General features: G+C 60.6%; 9 protein-coding genes. 5 read left to right on the forward strand and 4 right to left on the reverse strand.

The features are described from left to right. Window positions 1–90: 90 nt before the first annotated feature. Complete coding sequence (locus tag CDO73_RS07855) at window positions 91–1,197, reverse strand: LacI family DNA-binding transcriptional regulator (RefSeq protein WP_256972608.1); 1,107 nt, start codon at window positions 1,195–1,197, stop codon at window positions 91–93. Between the two features lie 152 nt (window positions 1,198–1,349). Between CDO73_RS07855 and CDO73_RS07860 the strand changes: the two genes are divergently transcribed. The 5 genes from CDO73_RS07860 to CDO73_RS07880 all read left to right on the forward strand — a co-directional run bounded on the left by CDO73_RS07860 (window position 1,350) and on the right by CDO73_RS07880 (window position 7,346). Beyond that, a complete protein-coding gene (locus tag CDO73_RS07860; RefSeq protein WP_088487969.1) occupies window positions 1,350–1,592 on the forward strand; it encodes a hypothetical protein in 243 nt (80 codons plus the stop codon). A 92-nt stretch (window positions 1,593–1,684) separates the two neighbouring features. Continuing rightward, window positions 1,685–3,016: a sugar ABC transporter substrate-binding protein gene (locus CDO73_RS07865; RefSeq protein ID WP_088487970.1), complete on the forward strand. Its 1,332-nt coding sequence runs from the start codon at window positions 1,685–1,687 to the stop codon at window positions 3,014–3,016. A 102-nt stretch (window positions 3,017–3,118) separates the two neighbouring features. Then, window positions 3,119–4,480, forward strand: coding sequence for a sugar ABC transporter permease (locus CDO73_RS07870; protein WP_088487971.1), 1,362 nt, complete (start codon window positions 3,119–3,121; stop codon window positions 4,478–4,480). Then, a complete protein-coding gene (locus CDO73_RS07875) occupies window positions 4,477–5,319 on the forward strand; it encodes a sugar ABC transporter permease (RefSeq protein ID WP_088487972.1) in 843 nt (280 codons plus the stop codon). Before CDO73_RS07870 ends, CDO73_RS07875 begins: the two co-directional genes overlap by 4 nt. Then, window positions 5,316–7,346, forward strand: a complete 2,031-nt coding sequence (locus tag CDO73_RS07880) for an alpha-amylase family glycosyl hydrolase (RefSeq protein WP_256972610.1) — start codon at window positions 5,316–5,318, stop codon at window positions 7,344–7,346. The genes CDO73_RS07875 and CDO73_RS07880 overlap by 4 nt, the downstream gene beginning before the upstream one ends. A gap of 502 nt (window positions 7,347–7,848) precedes the next feature. Here the strand turns inward: CDO73_RS07880 and CDO73_RS07885 are convergent. The 3 genes from CDO73_RS07885 to CDO73_RS07895 all read right to left on the reverse strand — a co-directional run bounded on the left by CDO73_RS07885 (window position 7,849) and on the right by CDO73_RS07895 (window position 11,052). Beyond that, window positions 7,849–9,306 carry a sensor domain-containing diguanylate cyclase gene (locus CDO73_RS07885; RefSeq protein ID WP_179218619.1) on the reverse strand — a complete coding sequence of 486 codons (1,458 nt, stop codon included), beginning with the start codon at window positions 9,304–9,306 and terminating at the stop codon, window positions 7,849–7,851. A gap of 346 nt (window positions 9,307–9,652) precedes the next feature. After that, window positions 9,653–10,561, reverse strand: a complete 909-nt coding sequence (gene murQ / locus CDO73_RS07890) for an N-acetylmuramic acid 6-phosphate etherase (RefSeq protein WP_088487974.1) — start codon at window positions 10,559–10,561, stop codon at window positions 9,653–9,655. A gap of 95 nt (window positions 10,562–10,656) precedes the next feature. Further along, the gene (locus CDO73_RS07895; RefSeq protein ID WP_088487975.1) at window positions 10,657–11,052 is read right to left on the reverse strand and encodes a hypothetical protein; all 396 of its coding nucleotides are present in this window, start codon (window positions 11,050–11,052) and stop codon (window positions 10,657–10,659) included. Window positions 11,053–11,209: the final 157 nt, after the last annotated feature.

An 11,209-nucleotide genomic window follows, 5' to 3' on the forward strand; every position in this document is an offset into this window, starting at 1 on the left:
GCAAACGTTTGAACTATAGGATAAAACCGAACCGGGAAACGCGCTTCTCCAGCAAGCAAGCGGCGTTTCCCGGCCGGATGTGCAACCGGTTCAAGACTTGCGGATCGGCGCGTACATCGAAGACTCGCGCACGATCAGGCGATGCGGAATGATATGGCGGACAGGCTCGCGCTCTTCGGACGAAGTCTCGACCGCGCGGATCAACGTCTGCGAAGCCGTGTAGCCGAGCTGATAGCTGCCGATATCGACGCTGCTGATCGGCGGGCTGGACAGTTCCGCGAGCGCCAAGTTGTTGAAGCTGACGATGCTCAGATCCTGCGGGATCCGGTAACCGAGTTCGTTCAGCCCGCGAATGACGCCGAACGTGACGAAGTCGTCGACCACCAGCATGCCGCTCGGCCGCTCGGGCAGGCTCATCAGCATGGACATGGCCCGATAACCGCTGTCCTGCAGGAATTCGCCTTCGACGATCCAGTCGCGCCGCAGCGGAAGGCCCGCTTCTTCGAGCGCTTTGCGATAGCCGTTCATGCGGTCGATCGACACGACCATGTTCGGCGGCCCGCCGACGAAGCCGATCCGTTCGTGGCCGAGCGAGATCAGATGGCGAGCCGCGTCGTAAGCGGCTTGGACGTTGTCGGTATCGACCGACAGAATGTCCGGATGGCGTTCGCTGCGGCCGACGAGCACGAACGGAAACTTCCGCTCCTGCAGAAACTCGACGACCGGATCGTCTTTGCGCGAATACAGCAGCACCGCGCCGTCGACGCGCCGGCCGTTCACGAGGCGGGCGACGGCTTCGACTTCTTCCGCTTCGCTCGCGCCGGAACTGATCAGCACGTCGTAGCCGGACCGCGCCGCTTGGGCGACGATCCCGCGGATCAGCTCCATGAAGAACAAGTTCAGGAATAACTCTTCCGCCGGTTTCGGCAGAATGACGCAGATGCTTTTGGTCGTTTTGGAGACGAGGCTTTTCGCCATCATGTTCGGGTGGTAACCCATTTCGTCCATGATCTCCCGCACTTTGCGCGCCGTGGCGGCGCTGATGCGCGGATGGTTGGAGAGGACCCGGGACACGGTAGACGGAGAAACGCCCGCTCTCCTGGCGACGTCCTTGATGGTAACGGACATGTGCAGCCTCCTTTTTGCGGCGCCCGGCGCGCTGTGCAGAAGCGAGCGGCGCGCCGGTTGTGCCTTCATGTTAATTCAAACGACCTGCCTTGTAAATGAGCGCCTGCAAATTAAAAACCGCGACAGAGACGTTTGAAGCGCAGGAAAGAGGTTTTTCAGCGAATTGCAATATTTTCCATGCGTACCTTTAAGAAAACGAGCAAGCGGGAGAGAAAACGAGCATGCGTCAGAAACAAAGCAAGAAAGCGACGAAAGAGACGGAATATCGTTTGTGCAAACGTTTTAACAAAACCGATTCATCGGCTATGATGTGTGAGGATAAAGCGCTTACCCCAAAGCGGATAAGCCTTGAAAATCGGAAAGAAGAAAGCGGTCAGAAGCGAAAACGTCCAGAAATCCGCGTATATAAGCAAAAAACGGTCATTTGTCGCGCTCTGAAAAACAAACGTTTGCACAAATTGTGAACGAAGTGGATTCCGTTCTTCTTTCCAGTCGGGTACGTCGGTGTGGCTGGGCGCTTACGCGCCGAACAACAAACAGGAAGGTGGCAGCAACGATGCGAGGTACGAGAAAATGGGGGTTTTTGATCGCTGCGCTGATTCTGGCGCTGATGGTAACGGCTTGCGGAGGCGGAGGCGCTTCGACGGCAAACAATTCGGCCGCGACCACGGATAAGCCGGCCGCGACGGACAGCGGCAAGACGGACGATGCGGCGGCGCAGCCTGCGGAAGACGAAGAACTGCTGCCGGAAGAAGGCGCGACGCTGAAAGTCTGGGACAGCGGCGACCAGAAAGCCTTTATCGAAGACCGCGCGGCCGCTTTCGAGAAAGAGTTCGGCGTCAAAGTCGAATTCAGCGAAGTCGGCTCGGACAAAGCGATGACCCAGATGGTCACCGACGGCCCGGCGGGCGTGGGCGCGGACGTATTCGTCGGCATGCACGACCAAGTCGGACAAGGCCAAGCAGCCGGCATCCTGATGCCGAACGACTGGTTCGAAGAAGAAACGCGCGCGGACAACAGCGAACTGGCGGTTAACGCGCTGACTTACGACGGCATCTTGTACGGTTATCCGAAATCCGTCGAGACCACGGCCGTTTTCTACAATAAAGACCTGATCAAAGAAGTGCCTGCGGACTGGGAAGGCGTCAAATCGTTCGCCAAAACGTTCAACGACGCGGCAGCCAACAAATACGCCATCATGTGGGAAGTGGCGAACGGCTACTACGCCTTCCCGTTCTTCGGCGGTTACGGTTCGTACATCTTCGGCAAAGACGGCACCGACCCGACCGATATCGGCCTGAACAACGAGCAGGGCGTAGAAGCAGCGACGTTCCTGCAAGGCCTGCACGACATCCTGCCGCTTAAGACGTCAGACATCAACGGCGACATCAAGAAATCGCTGTTCGCCGACAAGAAGCTCGCGATGAACATCAGCGGTCCGTGGGATATCGCTTCGCTCAAAGAATCGACCCCGAACTTGGCGGTCGGCCTGTATCCGAAACTGCCGAACGGCAAAGACATGACCCCGTTCTCCGGCGTGAAATCTTACTATGTGAGCGCTTATACGAAATATCCAAATGCAGCCAAGCTGTGGGCACACTTTGCTTCTTCGGCGGAAAGCCAACAGAAGAACTTCGAGATGACCGGCTACCTGCCGTCCAACAAAGAAGCGGCCGAATCCGACGCGGTCAAAAAAGATCCGCTGTCCGCGATGTTCCTGAAACAGTTCGAGAACTCCGTGCCGATGCCGTCCATCCCGGCGATCGCGCAGTATTGGTCTCCGATGGAAGCGGCGATCTCCGGCATCTGGAACGATAAACAAGATCCGAAAGCCGCGATGGACAATATGGTCAACCAAATGAAGAGCAATATCACGACCGGGCAATAATTCGACGCATCGCGCCGACCGGCTGAAGACCACCGCATGCCCGCTGTAAGCGGAGCGTGCGGTGGTCTGCCGGATTTTCGGCGGAGAAAGGACGGAGTTCAGATGAATCAATCCAAAAGTGCCGCCCTTCCGCAGCGGACCGACGGCGCGGGAGGCACGCATGCGCGCGCCGCGGCTTGGCTGTCCGTGCTGTGCATGGGGCTGGGCCAGCTCTACAATCGGCAGATCGTCAAAGGACTGCTGTTCCTGCTGGCGGAAGCGCTCGGCGTTTATTTTATCGTTACCCGTTTGTTCACGAATCTGATGGGCCTGATCACGCTCGGCGACACGCCGGCGCATCTGGAGAAAGTCGGCCGCTTGTACAAAAACGTGCCGGGCGACCATTCGATTTTTATCATGATTTACGGCTTGGTGGCGTTCTTGTTCCTCGCATTGTTCGTGACCTTCTACGTGCTGAACGTACGCGACGCGTACACGGTCGGACGCCTGCGCGAGCAGGGCAAACCGGCGCCGGACTTCCGCGGCACGCTGCGCTACGCTTCGGACAAAGGCTTCCCGTACGTGCTGCTGTCGCTGCCGACGATCGGGGTGCTGTTCTTCACGGTGCTGCCGATCCTGTTCATGATCCTGATCGCTTTTACGAACTATGCCGCGCCCGATCATATCCCGCCGAAAAACTTGGTGGACTGGGTCGGATTCGATACGTTCAAGAACCTGCTGACGCTCAAAGCGTGGAGCCGCACCTTCTTCGGCGTTCTGACTTGGACGATCATCTGGGCGGTGCTGGCGACGATCACGACTTATTTCGGCGGCATCTTCGTCGCGCTGTTGATCGAGCAGCAGGGCATCCGCTTCAAGACGTTCTGGCGGACCGTGTTCATCATTCCTTACGCGATCCCGCAGTTCATCTCGCTGCTCGTCATGAAGAACCTGCTCAACGACCAGTTCGGCCCGATCAACCAATACTTGCGCTGGATGGGGCTGGGCGGCCTGCCGTGGCTGAACGATCCGTTCTGGGCCAAAGTCACCGTGCTCATGGTCAATATGTGGATCGGGATTCCGGTCTCGATGATCCTCGTGCTCGGCGTGCTGACTTCGATCCCGCGCGATCTGTACGAAGCGGCCGATATCGACGGCGCCAGTTCGTTCCACAAATTCCGCTCGATCACGCTGCCGTTCGTGCTGTTCCAGACGACGCCGGTCCTGATCATGCAGTTCGCGGGCAACATCAACAACTTCAACGTGATCTACCTGCTGACGGGCGGGCAGCCGGCCAACGGCGAATATTCGTTTGCGGGCAGCACCGATCTCCTCGTCACGTGGCTGTACAAATTGACGCTCGACAACCAGCGCTACAACTTCGCGTCGGCCGTCGGCATCATCATATTCATCATTATCGCCTCGTTCTCGATCTATAACTACCGGAAGAGCCGGTCGTTCAAAGAGGAGGATATGATCCAATGAAGAGCAAGAAAAAAGTCAAACTTACGCTCAGTTATATCCTGCTCGGGCTGATCGCGATCGCGTCCGTTTACCCGGCGATCTGGATCGTGATGTCGTCGCTCAAAGTCGGCGATTCGCTGTACAGCGAGACCTTCGTTCCGCGCCAACTGACGCTCGATCATTATCGGGATTTGTTCGTCCAGCATTCCGACAAAGACCTGCCGTATCTCAAATGGTATTGGAACACGCTGAAGATCGCCGTCACCAGCATGGTGCTCGGCACGATCATTCAGGTATTGACGGCGTACGCCATGTCGCGTTTCCGGTTCAAAGGACGCCAGACCGCCATGACCACCGTGCTGATCCTCGGCATGTTCCCGGGCTTCATGAGCATGATCGCGATCTACCTGATGCTGCTTCAGCTCAACCTGCTCGATTCCCCGTGGGCGCTCGTGCTCGTGTATACGGCGGGAGCCGCGCTCGGCATGTTCGTGGCGAAAGGCTTCTTCGACACCATTCCGCGGGCGCTGGAAGAATCGGCGCTGCTCGACGGGGCGGGGCATTGGAAGATCTTTACCTCGATCATCCTGCCGCTGTCGCGCCCGATTATCACGTATATCGCGTTGACGACTTTTACCGGCGCGTGGGTCGACTTTATCTTCGCCCGTCTGATCCTGCGTTCGCGCGAGAACTGGACGCTGGCGGTCGGACTGTACGAGATGGTCAACACGTATTCGAGCACGGAATTCACCTTGTTCGCGGCCGGTTCGGTGCTGGTGGCGATTCCGATCGCGATCCTGTACATGTTCTTGCAGCGTTTCTTGGTGCAAGGACTGACGGCCGGAGCGACGAAGGGATGAGCAGGGACCTCGGAATTCGATTTTCGGGGAAAAAGGAAGACGGGGAAGGGACGGCGGCGTTCGGTCGGCAAGCGGTGCGTAGGTATCGCGCGGCTGACGCCGAGCTGACTGCGGCGCTTGAGATGACCGATCGGGAAGAAGCGCAGAGTTCGCTTCGAACGGCCGGGCGAACCGCGCTGACCGAAGCGGCCGCGCCGATCGGCTCGCGTTGGACGGTCGGCCGGAAAGCGACGCGCCGTTCCCTGCCTCTGCTTGCTTCCGCGCTGCTGCTGACCGCGCTGGTCTCCGGCTGTTCGGACGGCGGCACGGCCGATCCGGCTTCCGCGCCTTCGGGTGCGGAGACCAGCAAAGACGCTGCCAAAGTACCCGGCGAGTCGGGCAAGGATGCGGATTCGGCTAGTGCCGGCAAGCAGGGCGAGACTTCGGAAAACGGAAAAGCGGCGGCAGACGCTCAAGCCGCCGCCGACAAGCTCGACGAGCAGCCCGGCACCGTCTATTACGAAGTGTTCGTCCGTTCGTTCTACGATTCGAACGGCGACGGCATCGGCGACTTGAAAGGACTGACCGAGAAACTGGATTACCTCAACGACGGCGATCCGTCGACGACCGACGATCTGGGCGTCGGCGGCATCTGGCTGATGCCGATTCTGGAATCGCCGAGCTATCACGGCTACGACGTGACGGATTACGACCGCGTGAATCCGGATTACGGCACGGAAGAAGACCTGCGCCGTCTGATCGAAGAAGCGCATAAACGCGGGATCAAGGTCATTATGGATCTGGTCGTCAATCATACCGGCAAAGACCATCCGTGGTTCGAAGATTCGGCTTCCGGCCGAGAAGCGAAGCATCGGGACTGGTACGTCTGGGCTGAAGATCAAGGCAAGCAGCCGGTCGGTCAGAGCGCCGCGGGCAGCGGCAATCCGTGGCATCCGGCCGGAAGCGGCCATTATATGGGCACGTTCTGGGACGGCATGCCGGACCTGAACTTCGACAACCCCGAAGTTCGCAAGGAAATGATCCGCGTCGGGCAGCATTGGCTCGGTCTGGGTCTGGACGGCTACCGGCTGGACGCCGCCAAGCATATCTACGAAGATTCGACGTCCGACCGCAGCCCGGCGACGACGGAGAAGAACGTGGCTTGGTGGCAGGAGTTCCGAGCGGCCATGCAGGAGAAAAATCCCGACGTCTATCTCGTCGGCGAGATCTGGGAGAATTCCCCGGCGGCCGTCGCGCCGTACCTGAACCAAGCGTTCGATTCAGGCTTCGATTTCGGCTTGGCCGAAGGGCTGGTCGGCGCGGTCAAGAACGGCCGCGCGGGCAGCGCCGTCTCGCGCCTGCCGGACTATTACCGGCTGTTCGGCGAAGCGTCGGGCGGCAGCTTCGTCGACGCCGCGTTCCTGACCAATCACGATCAGGACCGCGTCATGACGCAGCTCGGCGGCGACGTTAACAAGATGAAAGTCGCGGCTGCCCTGCTGCTGACGCTGCCGGGCAATCCTTTCATCTATTACGGCGAAGAGATCGGCATGCTCGGCGCGAAGCCCGACGAGCAGATCCGCGAGCCGATGCTCTGGGCCGCATCCGGCAAAGACAAAGGCCAGACGAGCTGGGAACCGCTCGTCGCCAATGCGCCCGGCGCGTCCGCTGCGCCTGCAATGTCCGAAGGCGCGGCGGCCGACGTCGCCGCCCAGACCGGCGAAGCGGATTCGCTGCTGTCGCGCTACCGGACGCTGATCCGCTGGCGCGAAGAACTGCCCGCGCTGCGTGACGGCGCGATCGAATCGTACGATCCCGGCGACGACCGCGCGGTCGCTTTCGTCCGCGAAGCCTCCGGGCAGCGCCTGCTGGTGCTGCACAATCTCTCGGGCGAAGCGCTGGAGCTGGACCTGCAAGCTTCCGCCGCCGCGGAAGCCGCGCCGGAATTCGGCCGGATCGTGCGCAGCACCGATCCGGCGGCCTCGCAAAGCGGCGCGGGCGGGAAGCTGACGCTCGCGCCGTACGCCAGCGCCGTGCTCGGCCCGTAAACCCGGCCGGGACTTCCGACCGTCCCGGCCTACCCAAGCCCCGCGCGGCGCGACCGTCCCCCCCGGTCTCGCCGCCTCCGGGCTTAGATCTTGCCAATCAGCGTTTTGACAGCCGAACGCGGTCGGTACTTCCGAGCCTGCTCCCGGCCGCGCCGCTTGCCGCTTCGCCGATCTCCCGACTCGGCTTTGTGCGAGTCCGCATCCGGCCTTATCGCGATGTTATCGCTTCGACAATTTGCGAGTTCGCGCCTGCCCCGGCCGCGTCCGCCCGTTGCCCAGCTCGCGCTTTTTCCTGCGAGCCGGCCGTACCGGCTCCGCGTCGTCCGCGGCCTGCCGCAAGATTTCGCGCTTTCGCGGCATAACGAGAAACAGCCTGCATCTTCGACCCCCGAGGGCCGGATGCAGGCTGTTTGCGCGTTCCAATCGAAAAAACCAAGCGTTTTGTTACTCGGGAGTAACCTCGCCCGCGTGCGCGAACGCTTAATTCAGAAACAATTCGGGCTCATGAGACGGGACGTCGGGGACGCCCCGATCTGGCGAATACGTAACGATTGCGGCCTTGGGCCTTCGCCTTATAGAGTGCTTCGTCCGCGCGGCCGATCAGGTCGTGCGCGGTCGACTTTTCGCCCGGATGCAGCGTGCAGCCGCCGATGCTGATGGTGATCTGATCGGAAACGGCCGAATAACCGTGCGCGATGCCGAGAGAACGGACGCATTCGATCATCAGTTCGGCGATCTGCTCCGCTTCCTGCTCGCTGTGTCCGGGCAGAATGATCGCGAATTCTTCGCCGCCGTAACGGGCCGTGAAGCCGAAATGGGCCAGCGCTTCGGATTCGAGCCGTGGCGCGACGCTGCGCAGCACCATGTCTCCGCCGAGATGGCCGTAGTTGTCGTTGTACGCTTTGAAGAAGTCGATGTCGATCATGAGCAGCGACAGATGTTCTTTGGTCCGCTGCGGCGCGTTCAACTCCTGCCGAAGCACGTCGTCGAACTTGCGGCGGTTGGCGATCTTGGTCAGGCTGTCGACGCCGGCCAATTCTTTGAGCTGCTCGTTGGCTTCTTCCAGCGCGCGCTGCGAGTCTTCCAACAGTTCGTGCTGACGGCTGAGCCGGACGAACAATTTGTTGACTTCGCTGATGATCGCCATCACCACGGCCGTCGAAGCGACCAGCGAATCGACGCGGGAGACGTACCAGCCCAGCGTGTACCGGTGTCCCGCCGTCAAGCTGAGCGCGATGCCGAGCATGAACGCGAACGAAGCGACGCTCAGCCAGACTTCGACGACGCTGCGCTTTTTATACGGGAACAGAGACAGCAGGAACGCCGCCGCGTTAAGTCCCAGAATGGCCGGCCCGATCCCCGAAGTCAGAACTCGTCCGTAATCGCCGTTCACGATCAGGGTCGGCAGGAAGCGGTCCGAAGCGGCGAACAGGAGCAGGGACACGGCCGCGAGCAGCACGGAACCGGTCGCGACGCTTAGATAGACCGGCAGACGTTCCAGCGAGATCCGCTTCGTTTTGAAACGGATCGAAGCGTAGAAGCAGAGCAGGCCGATCGGAAAAGAAGCGTGCCAGAAACACCAGATCCATACCGCCGTTTGCGATCCGGGCGCGAACGGTCCCGAAGCGGGCAGCATGTCCGTCAGAGCGAGCAAATAAAATAAACTGAGCAGGCCGGTGAACAAAAAGGTACAAGCCAGCAGAAGGAGAGGGAGAATGCGCGAAGCCCGAAACTGACTGAACAGAATGAATGCGGTGATGGCGCTGCCCATGACTCCCCAAGCGCTGATCACCGGAAAAAAGACGGCAAGGCCGGGAAGCTCCGTCCGCGCGAAAAATAACGCTCCGAACGTAAAGCAAGCCAGAAAAAGCGACAAGGCGAATGCCACGCGCCGTTGGCGCGGACTCACATGGAACAGCTGATCTTGCAAGTCGTCGTCGTTATAGAAGAGAATGTTCAAGAAAAGCCTTCCTTTCCCCGGAATAACCCGCATCGGCCGGTTGAAAACGGCGTTTGCGCATACAAGTCCCGATGATGTAACGTTATGGGATTTTTTAAGCGAAATCAATAAGAAAAAGGGACGAAAAACATAAAATTCGCAGAAATAGATGTAAAAAAATGTAGGAAGCATGGATATCGTTTACAGTTATGTCGAAGGTGCCGGTCATACCTCGAGCGCAGACGAAAAAGCAGGCGTTCGCTTTTGCGAATGCCTGCTTTTTGATCCGAAAAAAGGATGCGAACCGCTTCGGGCGCTTTCCGGCCGGAAAGCGGCTGCCGCCGCGTGCCCGTGCCCGCTGCGCTCGTCAGACGGAAGACGCGCGAACCGCTTCATGGACGAATCCGCGAGCCGCTTCGAGCCGTATGCGCGCTTCGTCCGCTCCGATGCCCGCTTCCAGCATCACGATCGCCGTCTTGACTTGGCCGCCCGCTTCGGCGAAGACCCGCTCGATCGTGGCCTCGTCCGCCCCGGTCGCCAGTCCCACGATCCGTTTGGCGCGAAACACCAGCTTTTCGTTGGACGGGTTCAGGTCGACCATCAGATTGCGGTAGACTTTGCCGCTGCGGATCATGGCGGTGGTGGTCAGCATGTTCAGGATAAGTTTCTGCGACGTGCCGGCTTTCATCCGCGTGGAGCCCATGACCACTTCCGGCCCCATGACCGCTTCGATGACGGGTACGCCGAGCTGCGCCATCGGCGTGCCGGCGTTGTTGCACAATCCGAAGACGGCCGCGCCGCGACGGATCGCCTGTTTCATCGCGCCCAGCACGTAAGGGGTGCGCCCGCTCGCGGCGATGCCGAGGACCACGTCCAGCTCGCCGATCTCCAGTTGGTCGATGTCCGAAGCGCCGAGCGCTTCGCTGTCTTCCGCGCCTTCGACCGGGTCTTTGATCGCTTTGAATCCGCCGGCGATCAGGCCTTGCACCATCTCCGGCGGCGTGCCGTACGTCGGCGGGCATTCGGAAGCGTCCAGAATCCCGATGCGGCCGCTCGTGCCGGCTCCCGCGTACAGCAGGCGTCCGCCTTTTCCGAACGCTTCGACCACCCGGTCGGCCGCCGCCGCGATCTGCGGAATCAGCGGACGGAGGCGTTCGGCGATCAGGCGGTCTTCGTCGTTGATCAGCGTCATGATCGACGCGGAATCCAATTGATCGATATCGGACGTTTTCGGATTCGGCTGCTCGGTAGTCAAGCTTCCCAGTAGATGTTCCATAGCGTTCAGTCTCCTCTGCCGTATAGGATGGGCCGCAAGCGGCCTGCTCCAGCCGTAATCGGTATCTTGTCGTCGTGTGATAAAATCGCGCTTCGTCAGCCGAAGATTCGCCGCGCCAGCAGCGCGGCGCCTTCGGCGGCCGATCGGCCGTCTGCGCCGTCGACCAGCCGCAGCCGCGGGAATTCCGCGGCCAGCGCTCGGGCGAACGCCTCGCGGAAGCTCGGCGAGTGCCCGAACAGCGAGCCGCCGAGTACCGCGTCGCCCTCGGCGAACCGCGGGCGGCCGCGCAGCAGCCCGGCCGCCGTGGCCGCAAGCTGCGCGGCCTCGTCTTCGACGATGCGCCGCGCGTCGGGGTCTCCCGCCTGGCAGGCGCGGACGGCCGGCTCGGCCAGCGCGGCGATCGCCGCCTTGTCCGGGCCGGGCGCGTAGGCCCAGCGCTTCAGCGCCTCGGGCGTGTCCAGCCCGAGCGCTTCGCGCACGGCCGCGGCCAAGCCCGCCGCGCCGGAGCCGGCGCTTTCGCGCGAAGCCGCCGCTTCAGAGCGGTAGTGAAAACAAATACTATACGATCAGAATAGTTAAATGAACTAATAACGCATGGTTACACCATGATGTACGACGTGCGTCTTCTGCTGACTGATGTGCTGACAA

This window comes from Saccharibacillus sp. O23 (genome assembly GCF_002205895.1).
Lineage (GTDB): Bacteria > Bacillota > Bacilli > Paenibacillales > Paenibacillaceae > Saccharibacillus.

Coding starts and splice junctions, on each gene's coding strand:
- CDO73_RS07855 (WP_256972608.1), bottom strand. CDS start 1,197: ATGAAGGCACAACCGGCGCGCCGCTCGCTTCTGCACAGCGCGCCGGGC.
- CDO73_RS07860 (WP_088487969.1), top strand. CDS start 1,350: ATGCGTCAGAAACAAAGCAAGAAAGCGACGAAAGAGACGGAATATCGT.
- CDO73_RS07865 (WP_088487970.1), top strand. CDS start 1,685: ATGCGAGGTACGAGAAAATGGGGGTTTTTGATCGCTGCGCTGATTCTG.
- CDO73_RS07870 (WP_088487971.1), top strand. CDS start 3,119: ATGAATCAATCCAAAAGTGCCGCCCTTCCGCAGCGGACCGACGGCGCG.
- CDO73_RS07875 (WP_088487972.1), top strand. CDS start 4,477: ATGAAGAGCAAGAAAAAAGTCAAACTTACGCTCAGTTATATCCTGCTC.
- CDO73_RS07880 (WP_256972610.1), top strand. CDS start 5,316: ATGAGCAGGGACCTCGGAATTCGATTTTCGGGGAAAAAGGAAGACGGG.
- murQ (WP_088487974.1), bottom strand. CDS start 10,561: ATGGAACATCTACTGGGAAGCTTGACTACCGAGCAGCCGAATCCGAAA.